Annotated in this window: 20 protein-coding genes; 8 read left to right on the plus strand and 12 right to left on the minus strand. The window is 63.8% G+C overall.

Features of this window, described 5'->3' with window-relative positions; genetic code table 11:
* Nucleotides 1-2: 2 nt before the first annotated feature.
* Nucleotides 3-2,288 (minus strand): TonB-dependent siderophore receptor, encoded by a 2,286-nt coding sequence (locus tag SPHN_RS02205; protein WP_248520836.1) that lies wholly within the window; start codon nucleotides 2,286-2,288, stop codon nucleotides 3-5.
* Nucleotides 2,289-2,439: 151 nt separating this feature from the next.
* Between SPHN_RS02205 and SPHN_RS02210 the strand changes: the two genes are divergently transcribed.
* On the plus strand, nucleotides 2,440-3,321 hold the full coding sequence (locus SPHN_RS02210; RefSeq protein WP_248520837.1) for a polysaccharide deacetylase family protein: 882 nt from the start codon (nucleotides 2,440-2,442) through the stop codon (nucleotides 3,319-3,321).
* A gap of 27 nt (nucleotides 3,322-3,348) precedes the next feature.
* On the opposite strand, the gene SPHN_RS02215 is transcribed toward SPHN_RS02210, so the two are convergent.
* Together SPHN_RS02215 and SPHN_RS02220 are read right to left on the minus strand one after the other, a co-directional pair.
* Complete coding sequence (locus SPHN_RS02215; RefSeq protein WP_248520838.1) at nucleotides 3,349-5,160, minus strand: DUF885 domain-containing protein; 1,812 nt, start codon at nucleotides 5,158-5,160, stop codon at nucleotides 3,349-3,351.
* Nucleotides 5,161-5,296: 136 nt separating this feature from the next.
* A complete protein-coding gene (locus SPHN_RS02220) occupies nucleotides 5,297-5,566 on the minus strand; it encodes a GlsB/YeaQ/YmgE family stress response membrane protein (protein ID WP_093400148.1) in 270 nt (89 codons plus the stop codon).
* A 171-nt stretch (nucleotides 5,567-5,737) separates the two neighbouring features.
* Between SPHN_RS02220 and SPHN_RS02225 the strand changes: the two genes are divergently transcribed.
* The 5 genes from SPHN_RS02225 (at nucleotide 5,738) to SPHN_RS02245 (ending at nucleotide 11,478) form a co-directional block, all read left to right on the plus strand.
* Nucleotides 5,738-7,213 carry a helix-turn-helix transcriptional regulator gene (locus SPHN_RS02225; RefSeq protein ID WP_248520839.1) on the plus strand — a complete coding sequence of 492 codons (1,476 nt, stop codon included), beginning with the start codon at nucleotides 5,738-5,740 and terminating at the stop codon, nucleotides 7,211-7,213.
* 720 nt (nucleotides 7,214-7,933) lie between these two features.
* Nucleotides 7,934-9,106 carry a zinc-dependent alcohol dehydrogenase gene (locus SPHN_RS02230; RefSeq protein ID WP_248520840.1) on the plus strand — a complete coding sequence of 391 codons (1,173 nt, stop codon included), beginning with the start codon at nucleotides 7,934-7,936 and terminating at the stop codon, nucleotides 9,104-9,106.
* Nucleotides 9,107-9,178: 72 nt separating this feature from the next.
* Nucleotides 9,179-9,643, plus strand: a complete 465-nt coding sequence (locus SPHN_RS02235) for a hypothetical protein (protein ID WP_248520841.1) — start codon at nucleotides 9,179-9,181, stop codon at nucleotides 9,641-9,643.
* 69 nt (nucleotides 9,644-9,712) lie between these two features.
* Nucleotides 9,713-10,216 (plus strand): ferritin-like domain-containing protein, encoded by a 504-nt coding sequence (locus SPHN_RS02240; protein WP_248520842.1) that lies wholly within the window; start codon nucleotides 9,713-9,715, stop codon nucleotides 10,214-10,216.
* A gap of 233 nt (nucleotides 10,217-10,449) precedes the next feature.
* Nucleotides 10,450-11,478 carry a twin-arginine translocation pathway signal protein gene (locus SPHN_RS02245; protein ID WP_248520843.1) on the plus strand — a complete coding sequence of 343 codons (1,029 nt, stop codon included), beginning with the start codon at nucleotides 10,450-10,452 and terminating at the stop codon, nucleotides 11,476-11,478.
* 30 nt (nucleotides 11,479-11,508) lie between these two features.
* Here the strand turns inward: SPHN_RS02245 and SPHN_RS02250 are convergent, their stop codons facing one another.
* From SPHN_RS02250 to SPHN_RS02290, 9 genes are all read right to left on the minus strand, one after another.
* The gene (locus tag SPHN_RS02250) at nucleotides 11,509-13,185 is read right to left on the minus strand and encodes a GMC family oxidoreductase (protein ID WP_248520844.1); all 1,677 of its coding nucleotides are present in this window, start codon (nucleotides 13,183-13,185) and stop codon (nucleotides 11,509-11,511) included.
* Between the two features lie 52 nt (nucleotides 13,186-13,237).
* Nucleotides 13,238-14,071 carry a sugar phosphate isomerase/epimerase family protein gene (locus tag SPHN_RS02255; protein WP_187503239.1) on the minus strand — a complete coding sequence of 278 codons (834 nt, stop codon included), beginning with the start codon at nucleotides 14,069-14,071 and terminating at the stop codon, nucleotides 13,238-13,240.
* A complete protein-coding gene (locus SPHN_RS02260) occupies nucleotides 14,068-14,652 on the minus strand; it encodes a gluconate 2-dehydrogenase subunit 3 family protein (protein WP_248520845.1) in 585 nt (194 codons plus the stop codon). The genes SPHN_RS02255 and SPHN_RS02260 overlap by 4 nt, the downstream gene beginning before the upstream one ends.
* Nucleotides 14,649-15,464 carry a 3-keto-disaccharide hydrolase gene (locus tag SPHN_RS02265; RefSeq protein ID WP_349238460.1) on the minus strand — a complete coding sequence of 272 codons (816 nt, stop codon included), beginning with the start codon at nucleotides 15,462-15,464 and terminating at the stop codon, nucleotides 14,649-14,651. The genes SPHN_RS02260 and SPHN_RS02265 overlap by 4 nt, the downstream gene beginning before the upstream one ends.
* A 71-nt stretch (nucleotides 15,465-15,535) precedes the next feature.
* On the minus strand, nucleotides 15,536-16,459 hold the full coding sequence (locus SPHN_RS02270; RefSeq protein ID WP_248520847.1) for a hydroxypyruvate isomerase family protein: 924 nt from the start codon (nucleotides 16,457-16,459) through the stop codon (nucleotides 15,536-15,538).
* 13 nt (nucleotides 16,460-16,472) lie between these two features.
* Nucleotides 16,473-16,859 (minus strand): c-type cytochrome, encoded by a 387-nt coding sequence (locus SPHN_RS02275; RefSeq protein ID WP_248520848.1) that lies wholly within the window; start codon nucleotides 16,857-16,859, stop codon nucleotides 16,473-16,475.
* Nucleotides 16,856-18,001 (minus strand): Gfo/Idh/MocA family protein, encoded by a 1,146-nt coding sequence (locus SPHN_RS02280; RefSeq protein ID WP_248520849.1) that lies wholly within the window; start codon nucleotides 17,999-18,001, stop codon nucleotides 16,856-16,858. Before SPHN_RS02280 ends, SPHN_RS02275 begins: the two co-directional genes overlap by 4 nt.
* Nucleotides 17,998-19,062 carry a sugar phosphate isomerase/epimerase family protein gene (locus tag SPHN_RS02285; RefSeq protein WP_248520850.1) on the minus strand — a complete coding sequence of 355 codons (1,065 nt, stop codon included), beginning with the start codon at nucleotides 19,060-19,062 and terminating at the stop codon, nucleotides 17,998-18,000. The genes SPHN_RS02280 and SPHN_RS02285 overlap by 4 nt, the downstream gene beginning before the upstream one ends.
* On the minus strand, nucleotides 19,059-20,267 hold the full coding sequence (locus tag SPHN_RS02290) for an MFS transporter (protein ID WP_235982673.1): 1,209 nt from the start codon (nucleotides 20,265-20,267) through the stop codon (nucleotides 19,059-19,061). The genes SPHN_RS02285 and SPHN_RS02290 overlap by 4 nt, the downstream gene beginning before the upstream one ends.
* A gap of 155 nt (nucleotides 20,268-20,422) precedes the next feature.
* Between SPHN_RS02290 and SPHN_RS02295 the strand changes: the two genes are divergently transcribed.
* Nucleotides 20,423-21,430: a LacI family DNA-binding transcriptional regulator gene (locus tag SPHN_RS02295; protein ID WP_248520851.1), complete on the plus strand. Its 1,008-nt coding sequence runs from the start codon at nucleotides 20,423-20,425 to the stop codon at nucleotides 21,428-21,430.
* 84 nt (nucleotides 21,431-21,514) lie between these two features.
* Nucleotides 21,515-23,851, plus strand: a complete 2,337-nt coding sequence (locus SPHN_RS02300) for a GH92 family glycosyl hydrolase (protein WP_248520852.1) — start codon at nucleotides 21,515-21,517, stop codon at nucleotides 23,849-23,851.
* Nucleotides 23,852-23,935 lie beyond the last annotated feature (84 nt).

The raw sequence follows: 23,935 nt of genomic DNA on the forward strand, positions 1-23,935 counted from the left end.
GATCATTCGAACGTGTACCGAAGCGTGGCGAACGCGGTGCGCGGGCTGCCGTAATAATTGCCGCGACCCGTGGCGGCGATGCGCGCGTAATAGGTGTTGTCGAGCACGTTGTTGACGTTGACCGACACGCCCAGCCGCTCGGTCAGCTTGTAGCCCGCCCGCAGATCGACAACGGCATAGCTCCCCTGCCGGACGATCGTCGACGGACGGAACGATCCGTTCGCGTTCGTTCCTGCGCCGACGCCGCCATAGGTGCTGCTGAACCACGTCACCCCGCCGCCGACGCTGACGCCTGCCAGCGCGCCGTCGGTGGGCGCATAGTTGGTGAACGCCTTCGCCATGTGCTTCGGAATGATCGGGACCAGCGGCAGACCTTCGTTCGCGGTCGTCTGGTCCTCCAGATATTTGGTCCTGGTGTAGGTGTAGCCGCCATTGATCCGCCAGCCGGGCAGGATTTCGCCCGACGCCTCGGCCTCCACGCCGCGCGCGCGGACCTTGCCGGTCTGGAGTACGACGGTCGCGATGTCGGGATCGTTGAACAACCGGTTGGTCTGGGTGATCTGGTACGCCGCCGCTGACAGCAACAGCCGATCGTCCATCAGCGACAGCTTGGTTCCCGCCTCATATTGCGCGCCGATCAGCGGCTGGATCTGCTCGCCATCGGGTCGTGTCCTTCCAACCGGTGCCGCCTGCGGCGTGAAACTGTCCGCATAGCTGGCATAGAGGTTCAGATCGGGCGTCACATCCCAGACCAGCCCGGCATAGGGGGTGAAGCGATTGTCTATGCCATAGCGCATCGGCGCGGGCAGCACGCCGCTCGGCGCCAGCAATGTGGCCGTCGTCGTGTCCCACCACGTCAGGCGCCCGCCACCGATCAGCGTTACCCCGTCGACCGGACTCAGGCGCATCTGCCCGTAGAGACCATATTGCTCGACGTCGGTCGACGACCCACCATAGACTTGCAGCACGCAATTGGCCGGCGCCGGTACGATCGCGGTGCTGGTGTTGGGGCACGTCGCGCCACCGCCCTGCACCGGATAATAGGGTGACGCGGCGTACGGATCGAGCGGCGGTTCGAGCGGCGAAACCGGGTTGTAGACGTCGATCCGCGCGTAATTGGACAGGCGCGTGAAATACGACGTGCCCGAACTCGCCTGATAATCCGCGCCGAGGATCAGAACCTGGTCGCGCCCGAACAACGGGAAGCTGCCGATGCCGTTGAAATCGAACGAACGCGTCTGCTGCTTGCTGTCGCCACGATACGCGATGTGGCTGGTCGTGCCATTGGTCACGGTGACCGGCTGGTTGCCGATATAGCTGTAGATGTCGACACGATCGACATCGGTGAACAGGCCGGTCGCGCGCAGCGTCCACCGATCGCTGATCTTGTGCGTGATCTCGGCGAACCCTGTCCAGGTCTCCGCGTTGAACCGATTCCAGTCGGCGCCGAGATAGGTCGACCGCTTCACGTCGAGCAATCGCCCATCGCTGCCGTCGAGGCCACCGAGGATGCCGGGCAGTCCCGACTGGACCGCCGGACGGAAGCGATCGTAATTGCCGCCGATGGTCAGTGTGGTGCGATCGCCGATCTCTAGCGAACCGACCGCGAAGCCACCGATCCGGTTGCGGTGCGCGGTATCGAAGAACTGGTCCTGGTCCTGCGCCATGGCGCCGACACGCAAGCCTGCCTTCGCACCGATCGGCGTCGAGACGTCGAGTTCGAACCGGGCATTGTCATAGGTGCCGTAACCGGCACTCGCTTGCATCCTGAACGTGTCGAGCGGGCGCTTGCGGATCATGTTGATGCTGCCCGCGGGGTTACCCGAGCCACTGAACAGTCCGGCGGGGCCGCGCAGCACTTCCAACCGATCGTAGAAGAACAGGTCGGGGACGGCCGACGGAAAGTTAAACGCAAAGCTCGGCACGCCGTCGATCAGGTAATTCGAGATCGCGAACCCGCGCGAGAAAAAACTAGGGTCCTCGCTGCCGACGCCATTGACCGTGATGCCGTTGGTCGCGGTCAGCGCATCTTCCAGCGTGAACAGGTTCTGCGCCTCGATCTGGTCGCGCTCGATCACGGTAATGGTGTTCGGCGTATCCTTGAGCGGCGTGACCGTCTTGCCGACTTCGCGACCATAGCTTTTGCCGAGCACAAGGATCTCGTCCGACTTCTGCGCGTCGTCGGCGGCTTCGGCAGCGTTGCCGACCCGCGCCGGCTCGGACGCTGCAACCATCTCGGGCGCACCTACGAACGCCGCCCCGGCTAGTAGAAAACTCGTTACACTCATGCTGAACCCCCGTTATGCAGGTCCACTACCGTGATCGCTTTTGCGAGTCACTATCAATATCAGCATTTTGTCATTTTGACCGGGAAGATTGTTTTGGCCTGTAATTCGCCAGCATCGTGCATCGCATCGTGTGCCGATACGTTGCATCCCTATGAATCCCGTATCTGATGTCCGCTATCCGTATCGGCCGATCATAGGCCGCCCCGATTACGATTGGCCCGATGGCAAACGGCTCGCGATCTACCTCGGCGTCAATCACGAGGTCTTCGATTTCGGCGGTGGCTTGGGTGCCGAACTGGCGCCGTCGCAGACCGATCCCGACGTGATGAATTACGCCTGGCGCGATTATGGGAACAGAGTCGGGGCATGGCGCTTGTTCGAGCTGTTCGACAGGCTCGATCTGCCGACGACCGCCTTGTTGAACGCGGATATACTCGATCGGTGTCCGGGCCTTGCCGAGGCCTGTCGCGACCGCGGCGACGAGATCGCAGCGCACGGACGGACGAATGCGCGCGCGCAGGCGACCATGTCCCACACCAGTGAACGCCGCATGATCGCCGACGTGACGCAGCGACTGGCAACGCTGGGCATTCGCCCGACGGGCTGGCTCGGCCCGTGGATTTCGGAAAGCGCCATCACACCCGACCTTCTGGCCGCGGAAGGATATCGCTACGTGCTGGACTGGGCCCATGACGACCAGCCGACGCGCCTCGCCACCACGCATTCAAGCCTGTTGTCGATACCGTATTCGCAAGAAATCAACGATCTGCCCGCCGTGATCCAACGTCATCAGGAGGCCGATGGTTTCGCGACGATGATCCGCGCCGCAGTCGCCCAACTACTGTCCGAGGCCGACCGCCGCCCCTCGGTCCTGGGGATCGCGTTGCATCCCTATATCATGGGCCAGGCGCACCGCGTCCCGGCCCTTGCTAAAATACTCGAGGAACTCCGCGAGGCGAACGATCCGCGGATCTGGTGGACGACGGCGGGCGCCATCGCCGAGCATGTCGAAACGCACGATCTCGCGGTGTGAGCCGCTCGATTGCCGAGCACCGCGATCCTATCGGCGACGGTCCGCGATATACCGGGCGACCTGCTCGTCGAGCACATCCAGGGGCAATGCGCCCTGGCTCAGGATCGCTTCGTGAAAGTCGCGAATATCGAAGCGGTCCCCGAGTTCGCGCTTGGCCCGATCGCGCAATTCGGTGATCTTGAGCTGCCCGACCATATAGCTCGTGGCCTGGCCCGGCCAGTTGAAGTACCGGTCGACTTCGCGACCGATGTCGGTGTTCGAAACCGAACTGTTCGCCTTGAAATACGCAACCGCCTGTTCGCGCGTCCACCGCTTTGAATGGATACCGGTATCGAGCACCAGGCGGATCGCACGCCAGACCTGGAGCGACAGCATGCCGAACCGGTCATACGGGGTCTTGTAGACGCCCATCTCGTTGGCAAGCCGCTCCGAATACAGTCCCCAACCTTCGACATACGCGCCATAGCCGCCGAATTTGCGAAACTTCGGGATACCCGCCAGTTCCTGCTGTCGGGCGATCTGGAAGTGGTGGCCGGGCGCCCCCTCGTGCGCGGCAATGCCAGCCACCTGAACCTTCTGCGTCTGGTTCATGTCGACCAGATTGACATAGTAGATACCGGGACGCGAACCATCGGCCGATGGCGGATTGTAGAAGGCGGTCGACGCCGTGCCCTCGCGCCATTTCTCGACCGCGCGAACCTCGAGCGGCGCCTTGGGCAGCGTCCGGAAATAGCGCGGTGCCGCGACCATGACCGACACAATCACGCCGCGCGCATCGCTGAGATATTGCTCGCGACCTTCAGCCGTATTCGGATATTTGAACTTCGGATCGGTACGGATCTGATCGAAGAACGCCTCCAGCGTTCCGGTGAAGCCCACCTCGCGTTTGATCGCCTCCATCTCCTGGCGGATCGCGGCAACCTGCTTCAAACCCAGTTCGTGGATCTGGTCGGCGGTCAGTTCCGTGGTGGTCGAACTCTTCAGTCGATCGGCGTAATAAGCCGCACCGTTAGGCAGGCTCCATGCGCCAAAATTGCCTTTGGACCGTGGCTCGATTTCGTCGAGAGCGGTCAGCAGCACGCCGTACCCCGTGCGAAACGGCCCGGTCAGCGCAGCGCGGCCATCGGCCAGCAGCTTCGTCTTCACGGCCGCCGGTGCAGCCAGTGCGGCAACCTTCTTGCGAAAATCCGACCAGACGCTTGAATCCGGACCGGCGTCGAACGGCGCGCCGGTGATGATCGCCTTTGCATCGGCGCGCGCCGGGGCGAAATTGACCTTGTTCGGGATGATGCCCGCCGCTGCCTGCGTCCGCATCGTCGCGGACACTTCGCGCATGACGCGCTCGGTATCGCGAAGGCGCGCCACGTACGCCGTCGCATCGGCCACCGTGTTGACCTTGTGGTTGTTGATGAGCAAGACCGGGATGTCACCCGCCGGACTGCCGTTGGTCGAGACCGGAAAGCGTAGCTTGCGGAACTGCAACGACTGTCGACCGCGCTCGACTTCGTACTCGAACAGGCGGTAGCTGACACGGGCACTGTCGCCGAGTTGCGCCGGCTTGAACTGCGCGCGCATCGCCGCCAGTTGACGCTCGGCCAGCGCTTCCGCACGAAGCGCGGCGGCATCCGTGTAATCGTCCAGCCGGCCGTAATTGGTTTTCAGGCCCAATTGCGTCTGCGATTCCGGGCTGAGCGCGAGTTGCTCGTCATACGCCCCGTCGAGGAAAACCAGCAACGCCGCGTCCTGTGCGGTCGAGGTCGATACGGCCTCCGGCGCCGCAAGATTGGCCTGCATGAGCGGAACAGCCGGCAGCAGGATGAGGGCAATAGCTAGACGCATGAATTCTCCGATCGGCGCACTTGTCGCGCGCCATCGGATGCAATGCAATCGTGCGTTACGGCATAATCGGCGGTTTTAGCAGCCGGATCATGACGGATGGTGGAGGGCGGCACGCGAGCGCCGCCCTCCGGTCCGCTCAGCGCACCGTGCCGCGACGAAACATGTTCACGATCGCGAGCAGGATCACCGCGCCGACCAGCGAAATCAGGATCGACTGGATATTGAGCGCGCCGTCCATGATCGAAGCGCCACCGATCAGCGGCGTGATGAGAAAGCCGGCCAGCAGTGCGCCGACGATGCCGACGACGACGTTGAGAAAGACGCCCTGCTGCGCATCGGTCCGCATGATCATGCTGGCGACCCAGCCGATGAGTCCGCCGACGACGAGAAGGATGATGAGGTTCATGATAAGGCTCCTGGATGCTATTGGTACAGGTGACTAAACAGTCTCACCGACCGATCCGTTCAGATTGCGGGCGCCACCACGATTTCGAAGTTGGTGCCCAAGCACTGGGTCCATTGGTATATTTGCGCCGCCACGATGGGAACCGACAGCCCCGCGCGACGCTGAACCGCAATGACCAAGACCCCCGCCAAACCGCTCCACGCCCCGACCCTGCACCATCTCGAACAATTGATGACCGGGCTGCTCGAAGGCGTGATCCTGCTGGATCCGACAGGGACGATCCTGAGCGCCAACCCGGCTGCGCTGAGGATGCATGGCGTCCGCACGGTCAACGACCTCGGGCAAACCGCCGACGAGTACGCCACTCGGTTCCGGCTGCGCTATCGCGATCGTCGCAAACTGCCGCGACGCGAATATCCTCTGATGCGGCTGCTCGCAGGCGAGAGCTTCCCCGACCTGATCGTCGAGGTCGCACCGGTCGACGCCGACGAACCGCGATGGGTGCATCAGGTGCGCGATATCGTCATGGACGAGGATGGCGGCGAGCCGGATTGCCTCGGGCTCGTCATCAATGACGTCTCCGAGCGCTTCGACGCGGAGGATCGGTTCGAGGCGATGTTCCACGCCAACCCGGCCCCTGCCCTTATCATCCGCGTCGCCGACCAGCGCTATGTGCTCGTCAATCAGGGCTTTCTCGATCTGTCCGGCTACACCCGCGATCAAATCATCGGCAAGACACTGTTCGATTTTGACTTTCTCGCGGAGGTCGACCGAAAGGCCTTCGTCAAGGACTGCATTTCCGCTGGCAAGACGATCCCGCAGCTCGAAGCGGAACTGCCGCTTGCGAATGGCGAAACCACGCTCGTCATACTTGCGGGCCAGCCGATCGAGATCTCCAATCAGGACTGTCTTCTATTTACGTTCGCCGACCTCGAACCGCGGCGGCGGGCGGAGCATGCGTTGAAGGCAAGCGAACGTCACTTCTCTTCGGTATTCGAAATGGCACCGGTCGCGATGGTCGTGACGGACGGCGCGGACAACCGCATCGTCCAGGTCAATGCCGGGTTCAAGGCGCTGACTGGACATAGTGAGAGCGCCGTCATCGGCCGCGTCGCCGACGACCTGCAACTCTGGAACGATGCGGCGCAGCGTGACGAGCTTGAGGTTGAAATCAGCGAGCATGGCGGCTTCCGTGGTCATGATGTCCAACTGCTGCACAAGACCGGCGAAATGGTCGATTGCCTCGTTTCGGCCGAGCGGATCAGCATCGATGGAGCGCCCTGCGTGCTGTGGCTATACCAGGATATCTCCGCGCGCCGTCGCGGGGAACTGGCGCTCGTCGAGGCAATCGACGCGGTCATGAACGATGCCAACTGGTTGAGCCGCTCGATCATGGATAAGCTGGCGACGCTGCGAAACCCGCGCGCACCAGGGCAGGCATCCGCCCCGCCAGCCGATCTCAGCAAGCGCGAACGCGAGGTGCTCGAACTGATCTGCCAGGACATGGACGACGCGGCGATCGCGGAACGGCTCGGTCTTTCGCGCAACACCATACGCAATCATGTCGCACGCCTGTATGCGAAGATCGGCGTGAACCGCCGAAGCGCGGCGATCGTCTGGGCGCACGAACGCGGTGTCGGAGCCTGACGTTCGAGGCTAATCCGACACTCGGGTTCGGCGCATTGGTCATGCTATGATGGCGCTCTCAACCGTCCAGTCATAGTCGATCGACCCGTTGAATTAGCTAGCGACGCTGCGTCGTACGAGCGCGCATCCGAACCTTCGTTGGTGGACGGTGCCTCGACCTGCGGCCCACCGCTATCGTGACCATTGCCCGTCAGCCGGTAGAACATGAGAGACGTGGAAACGGTCAAGCATCGTTCGGTCCGGTAGAGTTCCTCCGCGAAGCGGCCACCCCGGCCCACACCACTAAGTCATTATGATAAGGTGACTTATCGGGACATAAGTCGTCATGATCATTATCAGACATAGGACTGTGGTCGATCGGACCATTTATAGAAAGACAGTCGGCATCTCAGGTCAATATCTTATGGTTAATCTTGATCAGTAAGAAATTCAGAGATCAGATAGATCATCAAGGAACGATGTAAGGCCTTCGATCGCTGTGATTTCGACGATCGAAAATCACGACCTTAACATCAGTTAGTATCTGGGTTTTGATGACAGATTGACGAATAATATAAATATCGATCTTGACCTATACTATCCACGATAATTTTTTAATCGATACTAGGTCGTTATTATCCGCTCATATCATTGTTCGATACAATCGTTCCGCTTGCGTAGCCGCTCGACGAGCACTGAATCACCTCCTCCGTTCCTTATATAACGTTAAAGGATATCTTCATGCGTGCACTCGTTTGGCATGGTAAAGGCGACGTCCGCGTCGATACTGTTGCCGACCCCGAAATCAAGCATCCGCGCGATGCGATCATCAAGGTCTCGGCCTGCGCGATCTGCGGGTCCGATCTGCATCTGCTCGACGGGTATCAGCCGACGATGCAGGCGGGCGACATCCTCGGTCATGAGAATATGGGCGTCGTCGTCGCGCTCGGCTCTGAGGTTACCAACCTGAAGATCGGCGACCGCGTCGTCGTGCCGTTCACGATCAGCTGCGGCGACTGCTTCTTCTGTCGCAAGGGACTGTTCTCGGCGTGCGAGCGGACCAATCCGAACGCCGAGATGGCGATCAAGGCGATGGGCCATTCGCCCGCCGGCCTGTTCGGGTTCAGCCATATGCTGGGCGGCTATTGCGGCGGCCAAGCCGAGTATCTGCGCGTGCCGATGGCCGATATCGGGCCGATCAAGGTGCCCGACAACGTCACCGACGACCAGGCGCTGTTCCTCTCGGACATCTTCCCAACCGGTTATATGGCCGCCGAAAACGCGAACATCGAAGAAGGCGATACGGTCGCGATCTGGGGCTGCGGTCCGGTCGGGCAGTTCGCGATCCGCTCCGCGCTGATGCTTGGCGCCGGTCGCGTGATCGCGATCGACGAGGTTCCCGAGCGCCTCGCGATGGCCGAAGCCGGCGGCGCAGAGACGATCAACTTCGCGGAGGTCGACAGCGTCTATGACGAACTCCAGTCCCGTACCAAGGGGCGCGGTCCCGACAGCTGCATCGATGCGGTGGGCGCAGAGGCTTCAGGCCACGGCGCCGTCGACGCGGTGATCGACAAGGTGAAGGCCGCGACGTTCCTCGCGACCGACCGCGTGCATGTGCTGCGCGAGGCGATAATGAGCTGCCGGATGGGCGGCACGATCTCGATCCCCGGCGTCTATGTCGGGATGGGCGACAAGATCCCGATCGGTGCGATGATGAACAAGGGGCTGACGATCAAGACCGGTCAGACCCATGTCCAGGCCTATACCAAGCCGCTGCTCGCGCGGATCGAGGCGGGCGATATCGACCCGAGCTTCGTGGTCACGCATCCGGCCAGCCTCGAGGATGCGCCCGAGATGTACCAGAAGTTCCGCGACAAGCAGGACGGCGTCATCAAGGTCGTACTGCGCCCGTGATGAACCAGGGGACGAAGCGCGCATGGCGGTTCGTCCCTTACCTGCCCCCCCCGATACGGTGAGAAATACGCCATGAGCGACAAGGTCCCGATGCCGGTAAGCGGCAATCCCGATACCAAGGGCGCCCCCGATGGTGTCGGCGCGTCACCCGCAGGCAAGAGCGGCGACGACGTGCACGGCAGGTCGGCCGGCGGAGAGAGCGGCGGCGGCGCCTATCCCAATCCGCATGCCGGTAAGGTCGCAACCAACACCGGGTTCATGGCACATGGCGGCCAGAGCGACATCGCCTATCACGGTGGCGGTCAGGCCGGCGAAGACGGCGGCAGCGCACCCAATGGCGTCGCTGGATCGGATGGCGATACGGGATCGACGATCGCCGCCGACCCGGATGCTGATCGTACTTCACGCGGCCTCGCAGGGGATGGCGGCTCGATCGATGTCGTCGAGACCTCGGGCATCGCCGAAGCCGAGGCAGGTGGCAAGATTGGCACCGATGCCCGCTACGAGGACGAGCAGAAGCATCCCGGCTCCGGCTGACACTCGGTCCGTATCCAATCTCCAACCTTAGACCGGGCATGCCGCCCGGCACAGAAAGAGGATTCCATCATGTCGGCACCCGAAGATCTCAAGGACATCTACACCGACGAACTGAAGGACCTCTGGTCTGCCAATGACCAGATGAAGAAGGTCCTCAAGAAGATCGCCGCGAAGGCCAGCGACGAAGCGCTGAAGACGATGCTGACCAAGTCGCAGGCCGGAATCGAGAAGCACACCGACATGCTAAAGGACCTGCTCGCCTCGAACGACGAGAAGGTCTCGAAGGAGCATTGCAAGGGCATGGAAGGTCTGGCCGCCGAGGCGACCAAGCATGTCCTCGAGGAAGGACCGGACAAGGGTCCGCTGCTCGACGTGATGATCATCGCGCAATATCAGCGCATGACGCATTACGGCATCGCCGGCTTCGGCACGGCAGCGGCCTATGCCAAGGCGCTCGGTCTCAAGGGCGACCACAAGACGCTGAGCGCGGCCACCAAGGACATATATGGCGGCGACGAATATATGACGAAGCTCGCCGAGACGAGCGTGAACCTTCAGGCCAAAGACGCGTAACGACCGATCGCCCGCTGGTTTGTCTTCAGTGGGCGACAACTCGCGTTTGAGCGCGTGCCTCTCGCACGAAGCGGAGCGTGTTCGTCCGAGCGAAACGGCTATGCGCCCGGTCGACACGGGCGACCGACATCGGTTGTTGCACCGCGATCTAGCCCGCCGTCATCAAGCGAATGGGGGACCATGCGGAACCTCCCTGCCGCCTATCGCTTTGCAACAGCGATAGGAGTTTTGCCATGTCGTTGATTACCCGTCGCCAAGGTCTTTGGACGCTCGCGGGGGGAGTCGTCGCCGCGACGGCTATCGGCGCGCGCGGGATCGCGCAAACCGTTCCTAAGTCCAAGACGAGCATGCAGACGCTTGCCGTCGTCGAAAAAAACGAGGGGCGCGTCGCGTTTTACGCCGTCCCCGGGGGAAAACGCGTCGGCTTGGTCACATTGGGGATCCAGCCGCACGAGATCGTCGCCGACCCTGCGGGTAGGTTTGCCTTTGTCGGCGATTACGGCGTCGAAAGCTGGAAAGCCGCAGGCGTTGGTGGCGATAAGATCTGGGTCATCGATGTCGATCGGAGGACATTGGCGCGAACGATCGATCTATCCCCTTTCGGCCGACTTCACGCGGTAAGAATGGACAGGAAAGGCCGGCTATACGTCTTGTCGGAAAAGGATAGCGTCCTGGCGCGCTTCGACACACCGGCGACAGACAAGGCACCCTCAAGACTGGTCCCGGTCAACGGAACGCGAAGCCATTATCTGGTTGTCCGCCGCGACGGGGACCGCGCCTATATTGCCGATACCATGAGCGGCGCGGTCATCATGGTCGATCCGGACGACACCGGCGTCGCACCGGTACGCCGGCATATCGGCGTTGCTCCTGAAGCCATGACGTTGAGCGTCGATGAAGGGGCCCTGTTCGTCATCGATCGTCCGAGCGGCACGTTACATGCGCTCGACGCGACATCGCTGGCTCAACGCTCGCAACGCACAATGCGCGGTGAAGCCGTCCGGATCGTGACCCAAACCGACGGTAAACTGATCGTTTCGAATACGCAGGACAAGAGCTTGTCGCGACTGAACCCGACGACATTGGCAGAGGAGGACTATCTTCCGCTTCCAGCCGCGGCACCGGGCCTGAACATCATCGGCGACACGGTCTATGCGTCGTTGCAGAGCGACCGGGTGGCGATCGTCGATCTGCGCGCGTGGAAAATCGTTGGCGGTTTCGGGACTGGTTCGGCGCCGGACTCCGCAATCCTGATGCGGTGAAGCCGCTGGCTCCACCGCACCGAATTGTCGTCAGGCCTTCTTCATCTGCTTGACGGCATGATCCGCGGCGCGCGCGGTGAGCGCCATGAACGTCAGCGAGGGGTTCACGCACGAGATCGACGCCATCTGTGCGCCGTCGGTGACGTAGAGGTTGGACGCGGCGTGCGCCTGGCTCCATTCGTTGAGCACCGACGTGAGCGGGTCTCGGCCCATGCGGGCACCGCCCATTTCGTGGATCGCGTCGCCGGGGACGTGCTCCTTCTCGCTGCTCTTGACGTTGGTCAGGCCGGCGGCCTTCAACATCGCCTCGCCCTGCGTCCGTGCGTCGGCCATCATCTTCAGCTCGTTGTCGCGGAACGTTACGTCGAAGCGGACCAGCGGCACCCCGAACCGATCGACCTTCGACTGGTGCAGCGACACCCTGTTGTCGGCATAGGGCAGGCATTCGCCGAACGCGCCCATGCTGAATTTCCACGGTGCGTATTTGCGCATGCCCTGCTTCATCGACGCGCCGAAACCGACCGGCGCGGCGGGGTTGCGATAGGCGCTGCCCTGATAGCCATAACCGCGCTTGAAGCCGACGCCGTCGTCCTTGCCGATGTTGCGGAAACGGGGCACGTAGACGCCGCCCGGACGACGGCCATATTCGATGAACTCCTCCATGCCGGGGATGTCGCCCTCGACGCCGACCCGGAAGATATGGTCCATGATATAGCGCCCGAGCGTGCCGCTCTCGTCGAAATAGCTGCGGTCGCTGCCCGGTGCGCGCGAGTTCAGCATGATCTGCGTCGAGGCGATCGCCGAGGCGCAGAGGAAGACGAGATCGGCCTGCACCGTTTCCGCCTGGCCGGTCTTTGCATCGATGTAGCGGACGCCGGTCACCTTCTTGCGCGCCGCGTCATACACGAGATTGGTGACGACCGAGTCCGACCTGAGCGTCAGGCGACCTGTCGCGCGGGCGGCTGGCAAGGTGACGGCCTGGGTCGAGAAATACGCGCCGAACGAGCAACCATTGCCGCACTGGTTGCGGAACTGGCATTTCGTGCGGTTCTGGTCGGGCTTGTCCTCGGTCATGTTCGACAGACGCGTATTGATGAGTTTCCGGCCGGGGAACTTGGATTCGAGACCCTGCTTGAGCCATTTCTCCGCGACGTTCATCGGCATCGGCGGCTGGAATTCGCTGTCGGGCAGATAGTCGAGATTCTCGCGCGAGCCCGACACGCCGATGTATTTCTCGACATAGCTGTACCACGGCGCGACGTCGTCATAGCGGATAGGCCAGTCGCCATCGATGCCGTCGCGCTTGTTCGCCTCGAAATCCGCGGGGCTCCAACGGAAGCACCAGCGGCCCCAGATCAGCGACTTGCCGCCGACCGCGCCGGGCCGGATCCAGTAGAATTTGCTGCCCTCGTCATAGGCGTACGGGTTCAGCCGGTCGTCATTGTGGAACTCGCGGTTGCTGGGCTGGACATAACCGTGCTTGCCGATGAAATAATCGCTGTCGAGCAACGGCTTGGGCATGATGTTGCGCGCCGGCACCTCATAAGCGGGCTTGCCGTCATAAGTGTAGCCTTCGCCGTGCTCGACCATCTTGCCGCGGTCCAGCATCAGGACGCGGAGGCCCTTTTCGGTCAGTTCCTTCGCAGCGAAGCCACCGCTTACGCCCGATCCAATAACGATCGCGTCGAACCTGTTGGTCTCAGCCATGATCTCTCTCTCCTAAAACTCGGAAAACACGCCCCGTCAGAAGCGCCCCCATTTAAAAACGAAGCGCGCGCAGTGTCCGGAAACTCGTGGTGATGTCGGGCAGATAAGGCGCGGGAGCCTCGTCGTTCTCGACATAGAAATGCCGCACGCCAGCGCTGCCCTTCAGCTTGAACAGCGCGCCGAAATCGATCGTGCCCTGCCCGACCGCGGTCATGCTCCGGTCGGGGCGCATGTCCTTGACGTGATAGGCGTAGAGCCGCGGCGCCAAGCGCTCGATCAGCGTCGACAGGTTTTCGCCGGCATGCAGCGCCCAATAGAGATCGAGTTCCACCTTCACGAGCGCGGGGTCGGTCTCCTTGAGCAACCGGTCGTACAGGCTGACCCCGCCCGGCTTGGTCGTGAACTCGAAATCATGGTTGTGATAGGCAAAGCCCAGCCCGGCCTTCTTCAGTTCGGTCGCGAACCGGTTGAAGTTCGGCAGCGCCGCGTTCCAGCCCGCCTCGTTGCGATGCTCGGCGGTCATGTACGGCAGCACGACCGTGGTCGCGCCGAGCGTCTTGGCCATCGTCACCGACTGGTCGAACTGCTTGAGCAGCGCGTCGTAGCCGATATGTACCGAGGGCGCGGTCAGGCCGAGCTTGTCCATCGTCCGGCGCAGCATCGCATGGTCCATGCCGTCATAGCCGCCACCGCCGAACTCGACTTCGCGGTAGCCGATCTGCGCGACCTTGCCGAGCGTGCCGACCGGGTCCTTCGCGAAGATCTCGCGGATCGTGTAGAGTTGCAGGCCGATCGCCTTCAACTGGGCGGCCGACGCGGTGGGCACGAACGCGAGCGCTGCGACCGCACCGGAGCCCGCGAGCAGGTTTCTACGGTTGAGGATCATGCGGAATACACCTTGCTGACCTGGGAATAGGGGAACTGGCCGTTATACTCGCCCGGCACCGGCAGATATTCGCGCTCCTGCGTCATGCCGATTTCGGAGGTGTAATAGCCGGTGACGACGAGCTGCCGGAACGCCTCGAAAAAGACGCCGCCGGACGGGATCTGGTCGTTCATCGCGAGCGTGAGCAGCGCATCCTGCTGCGCGGTCGTCGCCTTCGCACCGGCGACCTTATAGTCCTTCAGGCTGCGGGCCTCGATCGCGTCGAGCCCGGCCAGGATCGGCACGCGATCGGCCGGCAGGGCCCAATCGGCGAGCAGCTTCTCGATATAGGCCGGGACGCCGGCGGCGATCGCGCCCGGCGTATCGGTGGTCGGCAGCACGCGTTCGCTGAGTGCGGTCATCAGCGCGCGCTGGGGAGCCGTGAAGACCGCGACGCTGGGCGGGCCCTCGCTGATGACGGGGATGCCGGCGGCGGCCGCGCCGGGCGCCTGCGCGACGCCGGCGGCGCGCGCGATCGGCGCGTACAGGGCCGTGCCGAACATGGCGACGACGCCCGCGAGTGCAGTTCTACGATCGATCATTTACCGTCCTTCTTCAGGTCCTGTGCGATCGCCGCCTCGGGCAACGGACGAACCCAGATGTTGCGGAACGACACCGGCGAATCGTGATCCTGAAGCTGGATCGGCGCGGCATCGGCGTGCGCCTTGTAACTCGCGACCTGTCGCCAGATGGTCGTGCCGAGCATCGCCTGGTGGTTCTGGACGAGCACGCCGTTCAGCAGCGCGGTGACATAGGCGGGGCGGACCAGGCTACCGTCGGCGGCGAAGCGGGGTCGCTCGAACACGATATCGTAGGTCTGCCATTCGCCGGGGCGACGCGAGGCGTTCACCAGTGGCGGCTTCCAGCCATAGACCGCGCCGACCGTGCCATCGGCATAGGTCGGGTTCTGCGAGCCATCGAGGATCTGCAGTTCGTAGCGCTGCATGAACCAGATGCCGCTGTTGCCGCGATCCTGCGAGGTCTTGGTCGGCGGGTTTGGCGAGCGGAATTCGAGATGCATCTGCACGTCGCCGAAGCTCTGTTTCGAGACGAGGTTGTTCTCACCGCCGCTCTTCGCACGCGACGGGATCGTCAGCGCACCGTCCGCGATCGGCCAGGCGATCCGATCGGGCTTCCATGCATCGAGCGAACGCCCGTCGAACAGCACGACCGCATCGGCGGGCGGACCACCGGGGGTCGCGGCCGGTGCGACGACGACCGGCGCAGGGCGGTCGGCGCCATGAACGCGCCATTGGCCACCGGGCAGCATCGGCGTGTCCTTGAAGCCGGGCTTCTCCTGCGCCGCGACCGACCCCGTCGCCATCAGCGTCATCGCCGTGGCGACGCTCGCCATCAAACAGGTTTTCATGCTTGTTCCCCTCATCCCTATCCCCTTCCTGCTGATCGGCTTCATGCCCATCGCCGTCATACCGAGTCGATTTCGCGATAGGCGGCGATCAGGCGATCCTCGCCCGCTCGCCCGGCGATCGAATTGCCGTGTTCCATGCCGATCACGCCCGAATAGCGCTTTGCCCGCAGCCACTTCACGATCGAGGCGTAGTTGATCTCGCCGGTCGATGGTTCGTTACGGCCCGGATTATCGCCGAACTGGATATAGCCGATCTCGTTCCAGCACGTGTCGAGCGTCGGGATCAGGTTCCCCGACTGGATCTGCTCGTGATACAGATCGGCGAGCACCTTGACCGCCGGGCTGTTGGCACCGCGCGCCACCGCATAGCCCTGCGAGATCGTCTGCATATAGACGCCCGGATGGTTGGTCCGCGTGTTGAGCGGCTCCATCACCATCGCCGCCCCCGATGGCGCGACGATATCGCCGGCGCGGCGCATCACGTCGATCACGCGCGCGGTCTGGATATCCACCGGAACCTTCGGGTCCATGAACCCGGTGACGACGGTCATCCGCTTCGCGTTCAGTCGCTTGGCGACCTCGAGCGAGGCGCGGATATCGGCGAGGAACGCCTCGCGTTCGGCGCCGTCGGTCGCGCCGAGCAACGGCCGCGACTTCGACCATTTGGGCATGCTGGCGACGAACACGCCCATCGTCATGCCGCGCTGCGCGAGCGCCTTGGCCATCTGCTCCTGCTCGGCCACCGACCGCGTCGCCGCCTCGTTGTCCTCCCAGGCGGTGAAGCCCTGATCGGCGGCGTAGGCGATCTGTTCGATCCGCCCGCCGCGGCTGGCGAAGCTGCCCTCGTGCGGCGCGTAGCCGAGCGAGAAGCGCGCGGCGTTCGAGCTGCGGCGTTGCCCCCCGGCCATGCCCGGCACCAGCGACGCGGCGGCACCGGCCGCGAGCCCGGCCCCGAGCAGGTTTCGGCGGGAGAGCGTCATGCGACCATTACCATCATTTCGAGCCCTCGGCCTTGAGGTAGGCGATGATCGTCGCGCGCTTGGCGGCATCGGGCGTCGCGATCGGCATGCGCGTGCCCGGCACCTTCTTCTGCGGTGCGGCGAGATAGTCGTTGAGCGTCTTCTCGTCCCAGCGCAGCTTCGATGCCTTCATCGCCGGCGAGTAGTTGAAGCCGGGTGTCGCGGCGGCGGCACGGCCAACCACGCCGTACAGGTTCGGGCCGATGCCGTTCTTGCCGCCCTTCACGACGGTGTGGCACGCGCGGCACGCGGCGAAGGCCGGCGGTGCAGCAGCGGTGGATTGCGCGGTGGTCGGCGCTGAGACCGTGACTGCCGCAACTGCCGCGATACTTCCCGCGACCAGAGCCATGAGCAGCTTCATTCATTCTCTCCCGGATTTACTAAAGTCCATTTCTGGTCTGCGCCGGCGTTGGCGATCACCGCCTCGATGAAGCGCATCGTGCGCAGGCCATCGGTCACGCCCGGAAACCAGCGGCCGTCTTGATCGCCGCGGATCGCCGAGGCGAACGCGCGGTAAAGATTGCCGAAAGCCTCGATATAGCCCTCGGGATGACCGGCAGGTGTACGCACCAGCGAGGTGGTCGCGTCGAGCATGCCGGGACCACCGGTCCGCACGATCTCGGCGGGGCGGTCGAGCCAGCGGAGCGTCAGCGTGTTGGGTTCCATCTGCGACCAGTCCAGCCCGCCGCGTTCGCCGTGGATGCGCAGTCGCAGCCCGTTCTCCTCGCCCGCCGCGACCTGGGTCGCCTTGAGCACGCCGCGGGCACCGCTCTCGAACCGGAGCAGCGCGCTGACGTCGTCATCGAGCCGACGACCGTCAACATGCGTCGTCAGGTCCGCGGAAACCGAGTGTACCGACAGGCCGGAGACATGCTCGGCGAGCTGGAACGCGTGCGTGCCGATGTCGCCGAGGCAGCCACCGAGCCCGGCGCGGGCGGGATCGGTGCGCCACTCCGCCTGCTTGTTACCGTCGGTGTCGATCGGCTGGCTGAGCCAGCCTTGCAGATATTCGACCTGGACCAGACGGATCGCGCCGAAATCTCCGCGTTCGACGCGCGCGCGCGCGTCTTCGATCAGCGGATAGCCGCTGTACGTGAAGGCCAGTGCGAAGTGGCGGTCGCTCGCCTTGGCGGCGGCGGCGATCGCCTCGGACTCGACCACGCTCATCGCCATCGGCTTTTCGCAGAACACGTGGAAGCCGGCGTTCAGCGCGGCGATCGCCATCGGGGCGTGGAGATGGTTCGGCGTGACGACCGCGAGCGCGTCGATACGCTGGTCCGCGGGTAGGTTTCGCTCGTTTGCGATCATCGCGTCGATCGACGGATAGACGCGCTGTGGATCCAGGTTGAGCAGGGCACCGGTGCGCGTGTTGCGGCCGGCGTCGGTGCTGAACGCGCCCGCGACGAGGTCCCAATCGCCGTCGAGCGCGGCTGCCATCCGGTGGACGGCGCCGATAAAGGCCCCCTCCCCACCGCCGACCATGCCGAGACGGAGGCGGCTCATGCGCGTTCCTCCGACAGCCCGAGCAGCTTGCGGATGGCGGCGCGATCGACGCCGCTGGCGGCGAAATCGTCGAACGCGCGTTCGCCCCGGCGGATCATGTGGTCGCGGATGAACGGCGCGCCTTCGCGTGCGCCGTCGTCGGACCGTTTCAGCGCGCACTCCCATTCGAGCACCGCCCAGCCGTCATAGCAATATTGCGCCATCTTGCTGAAGATCGCGGAGAAATCGACCTGCCCGTCGCCCAGCGAGCGGAACCGGCCGGCGCGATCGACCCAGTTCTCGTACCCGCCGTACACGCCGGTTCGGCCGGTCGGGTTGAACTCGGCATCCTTGACGTGGAAGCACGAGATCCGGTCGTGATAGCGGTCGATGAAGTCGAGATAATCGAGCTGCTGCAACACGAAATGCGACGGATCGAACAGCAGGCGCGCGCGCTGATGGTTGTCGACCGCGGCGAGGAAGCGTTCCCAGGTCGCGCCGTCATGGATGTCTTCGCCAGGATGGACCTCGAACGCGCAATCGACGCCGGATTCCTCGAACACGTCGAGGATCGGGGTCCAGCGGCGGGCGAGTTCGGCAAAGGCCTCCTCGATCAACCCGGCGGGGCGTTGCGGCCACGGATACACGTACGGCCAAGCCAGTGCGCCAGAGAAGGTGGCGTGCGCGGACAGGCCCAGATTGGCGCTGGCGCGCGCGGCGAGCTTAACCTGCTCGACCGCCCAAAGCTGGCGCTCGGCGGGCTTGCCGTGGACTTCAGGGGGCGCGAAGCCGTCGAACAGCGTGTCGTACGCCGGGTGGACGGCGACGAGCTGGCCTTGCAGATGCGTCGACAGTTCGGTGACCTCGATGCCGTGTTTGGCAAGGCGGCCGCGCAGATCGTCGCAGTACGTCTTGCTCTCGGCGGCGAGCTTCAGGTCGATCAACTGCGCGTTGCAGGGGATCTGGACGCCGACATAACCGAGCCCAGCCGCCCATTCGGCCAGTGCGTCGAGCGTATCGAACGGAGCCTCGTCGCCGAGGAACTGGGCGAGGAATATCCCGGGGCCCTTCATGCCGGTCATGCTGCACTCTTTCTGGTGTCGTCGCGGAAGGTGAACTGGAACAGCAGCGCGATCACGGCCGCGGCGATCGCGGGATACCACCACATATGCTGCCAGTCGGCGATGGTCGGCGAGGCTGGCAGTTGCGCATACAGAAGCGCGCCGATCTGCGACCCGAGCAGCATGCCGACGCCGTAGGTGAACAGCGTCAGCATGCCCTGCGCCTGCGCGTTGACGCCCTTGGGCGTGGCGATCGTGCCGGTGTAGATCGCGCCGGCGACGAAGAAGAAATCATAGCACACGCCGTGCAGCGCGACGCCGAGATACACCGCCCAAATCGACGAACCGCCATCGCCGATCGCGAACAAGGCGTAGCGCAACGCCCATGCGGCCATCCCGACCAGCAGCAGTGGCTTCACGCCGAACCGGCGATACAGCCACGGCATCGAGAACATGAACACGAGTTCGGACATCTGCCCGATCGCCAGCGTGCCGCCGACATTGCTGATGCCGGTCGCGCCGACATAGGGCGAGGCATAGGCGTAATACATCGCCAGCGGGATCGAGATTAAAGTCGCGCACGTCATGAAGATCAGGAACGAGCGCTGCTTGAGTAGTCCGAACGCCTCGACGCAGAACACCTGTCGCAGCACGCTCTCGTCACGCGGCGCGTCCGCGGTGACGTTCGGCAGCGTGAAGCTGTAGAGGCCCAGCGCGATCGAGACGACTGCGGCGACGCGGAAGATCTCAGGGCTCGCCGACAGCCCCGCCCAGCCGATGATCAGCCCCGCCGTGATCCAGCCGAGCGTACCGAACGCGCGGACGAACGGGAATTTGTCGGTCCGCTCGCCGAAGCTCTTCAGCGCGATCGTATTCGCGAGGCCGACCGTCGGCATGTAGAGGATCATGTAGCAGAGCAGCAGCCAGACGAAGGTCCGGCCATTCTCCGGCGTCACCAGCGATGGCAGCACGAACAGCAGCACGCCGCCGACCAGGTGCAGGATCACCATCAGCATCCGCGGGCTGACGTACCGAGCCGCCGCCATGCCGAGCAGGAACGAGCCGACGATCGACGCGATCGGGCCGACCGAAAACGCGTTGCCGATCAGGTTGCCGATGCCGACGGTCTGCATGACGAGGCCGAGGGTTACGGTCCAGGCGCCCCATACGAAGAACTGCATGAACATCATGGCGCTCAGGCGGCCGGTCAGCAGGCCGGCTGGCATGGCCTGGGACCCAGTATCTGCACTCGCCATTCGTTACCTCTCCGCTCGCAGTTTGCCTGCTTGTCGGACATGAAGCTACGGAGCCGCGAAACGAATGTAAAGGATTACATCGGATATATATCGACAGTGCCGACGACCGGATCCATGACGACCTTATGCCGACGATCATCGAAGTGGCCGCACTCGCGGGCGTCTCTACCGCAACCGTGTCGCGCGTATTGAGCCGGCCCGAACAGGTGTCCGAGGATACCCGCCTGCGGGTGCTCGCGGTGGTCCGCGAATCGGGCTACGTGCCCAACGTCGCCGCGCGGAGCCTGCGGACGTTGCGCGCGGCGAAGATCCTGCTGACCGTCCCCGATATCTCGAACGCGTTCTTCGCCAGCGTCATCCGCGGCGCCGAAGAGGCCGCACGGGACGCGGGATATTCGGTCGTGGTCGGCGACACGCGGCACGATCCGTACGTTGAAGACCAATATGCCGACATGCTCTCCCGCCGCGAAGTCGACGGGCTGATCTTCCTAGGCCACCGCCTGCCAACCAGCCTCGCCCCGCTGATGGCGCGCAAGGGTGCCGCCGCTCCGATCGTCAACGGCTGTGAATACAGCTCCGATCTGGGTGTCCCGAGTGTCCACATCGACAATGCCGCAGCGAGCGCCGATGCAATCGATCATCTCGTCGGCCTCGGCCACCGCAGGATCGGCGTCGTCACCGGCCCCGAGATCAGCCCGATTAGCCGCGACCGCCTTGCCGGGGCGATCGATGCCGCGACCCGCGCCAACCTGCGCGACGGCCTGCACATCCGCGTCGGCGACTATTCCGCCGGCTCGGCCATCGACCATACCCGCGACCTGATCGCGCAGGACGTGACCGCGATCTTCTGCTTCAGCGACGAGATGGCAATGGGCGCGCTCAGCGCGATCGGCGACGCAGGGCTGTCATGCCCGAAGGACGTCTCCGTCATCGGCTTCGACGACCTCCCGCTCGCGCGCTATTTTCAGCCGCCGCTGACCACTATCGCGCAGCCCAAGGCGATGATCGGCCGCCGCACCGTCGAACTGCTCGTCGACATATTGCACGGCATCGACAGCCCGTCGCGACAGGTCACGCTCGATCACGAACTCATCGTTCGCGGCAGCACTGCACAGCCAGTTTCGGCTCGCTGACCGATTAAATCGGGCGGCGCTTCTCAGATCGACGATCGCCTGCAATATTCCGCGGCAATCCCTTCCTCCGTACGGGCGATCTAGATGTCGGTTTTCAAGCGATCACGCCTTGCGGGCGCCTTACTGGGTTTGTTTCTCTCCACCAGCGCTTTCGCCCAGGACGCGGCCAAACCGAGCGATGCAGTCGATCCGTTCATCGGCACGGGGGGCGAAGGCCATACGTTCCCGGGAGCGGTCGCGCCGTTCGGCATGGTGCAGTTGTCCCCGGATACCGATACGTCATGCGTGATCCGCACCTGTTACGGCCACGCCGCAGGATATCGCTACGACGATCCGACGATCGAGGGGTTCAGCCACACGCATTTCTCGGGCGCAGGGCATTCCGATCTCGGCGACATCCTCGTCATGCCGGTGTCGGGCGACACCGTGCCAATGGACCCCGGCACGCCCGCCGCGCCCGGCTATCGCTCACGCTTTTCGCACGCCAGCGAGGTCGCCAAACCGGGCTATTACGCGGTCACGCTGGACGGTCCCGGCGTGCGTGCAGAAATGACGGCGGGAACGCGGATCGGCGTGCATCGCTACAGCTTTCCCAAGGGCAAGGCCGCGCATATCGTGGTCGATCTGCGGTCTTCGCTCTATAATTACCCCGGCAAGATCCTGTGGTCGGGGCTGCACATGCGGGACAACGGCGTGCTCACCGGCTTCCGCGAGACGCGCGGCTGGGCGCCCGGGCGCAAACTCTACTTCGCGATGCGGTTCTCCGCGCCGCTGATCGGCCATGCGCTGGTCAACCGTGAGAAGGACATCGCGTACAAGGGTTTCCAGGGTCCGGGCCGTGGCAGCGATACGCTAGCGGAGAAACTCGGTCAGGCACTCGAAGCGCGGCTCGATTTCGGTCAGCTCGATGCTCCGCTCGAAGTGAAGGTCGGGATATCGGGGGTCGACGAGGCCGGAGCGCTCGCCAATCTGGACAGCGAGCCCGGCGGCTTCGACGCGGTCCGCACCAAGACGCAGGGCGACTGGGATACTGCGCTGGGCGCGGTCAAGTTCGAGGCCCCGGCCCCGATGCGCCGGATCTTCGCGACCGCGTTGTACCACAGCCTGCTCGCGCCGAGCGTCTGGAGCGATAGCGATGGGCGGTATCGCGGGCCCGACGATCAGGTTCATCGGGCCGACGGATTCACGGTCCGCTCGACCTTTTCGCTATGGGACACGTTCCGCGCCGAACATCCGCTGCTGACGCTGATCCAGCCGGAGAAGACCAACACCGATATCGTCCGCTCGCTGATCGCCAGCCAGCAGCATAGCCCCGACGGAATCCTGCCGGTCTGGCAGTTCGCAGGGCGCGAGACGTGGACGATGATCGGTTATCACGCCGTCCCCGTCATCGCCGACGCGTATATGAAGGGCATCGGCGGCTTCGACGCGGACGCCGCGTTGCAGGCGATGGTCGCGAGTGCCGACCACGCCTCCTATGGCGGCCTCGGCGAGTATATCCAGCGCGGCTACGTGCCGATCGACAAGGAGCCGGAGGCGGCCTCGAAGACCGTCGAATATGCCTATGACGACTGGACCATCGCGCGAATGGCGCGCCGCATGGGCAAGACCGAGATCGCCGAGCGGTTCGAGAAGCGCGCGGGCAATTGGCGCAACAGCTTCGACGCAAAGTCCGGATGGCTGCGCGCACGGCTTGCGAACGGAACCTTCCGCACGCCGTTCGATCCGACCGCGATCAACTACGGCTCCGATTATACGGAGGGCAATGCGTGGCAATATAGCTGGTTCGTGCCGCAGGATCAGGCGGGGCTGTTCCGGCTGCTCGGCGGCGATGCGAAGACCGTGAAGAAGCTCGATGCGATGTTCGACTTCGACAATTCGAAGGTCGATTACAGCCATGCGGAGGATATCGCCGGGCTGATCGGCCAATATATCCATGGCAACGAACCGAGCCACCACGTCGCCTATCTCTACAGTTACGCCGGCGCACCGTGGCGGACGCAGGAGCGGCTCGGGCAGATCGTGCAGAGCCAATACGGCGCCAAGCCAGAGGGACTCAGCGGCAACGACGATCTCGGCCAGATGTCAGCATGGCTCGTCTTCACCGCGCTCGGTTTCTACCCGGTCGCGCCGGGGTCGAACGAGTATGTCATCGGTCGCCCGTTCCTGTCGCAGGCGACGCTGGCGCTGCCCGGCGGCAAGCAATTCGCGATCCGGACGGACAATCTGTCGGATGCGAACCCGTATATCCGGTCGGTCACGCTGAACGGCACGCCCCTCACCCGCAGCTATCTGCGCGACGACGAAATCCGGCAGGGTGGAGAATTGCGGTTCGTGATGGGCGCGCAGCCGAACAAGCTGTGGGGCAAGCGTGCGAAGGCCCGGCCGTTTTCGTCCTCGACTGCCGCCCTGCCCCACTGATCTGCCCGGCTGATCTGCGTCCGCCCTATGACGGAGCGGGTCGACATTGCGGAGACTGGGTGGAGCGATGCGCCCGAACGGTCC

This window comes from Sphingomonas faeni, from assembly GCF_023195535.1.
GTDB classification, from domain to species: Bacteria; Pseudomonadota; Alphaproteobacteria; order Sphingomonadales; family Sphingomonadaceae; genus Sphingomonas; species Sphingomonas faeni_B.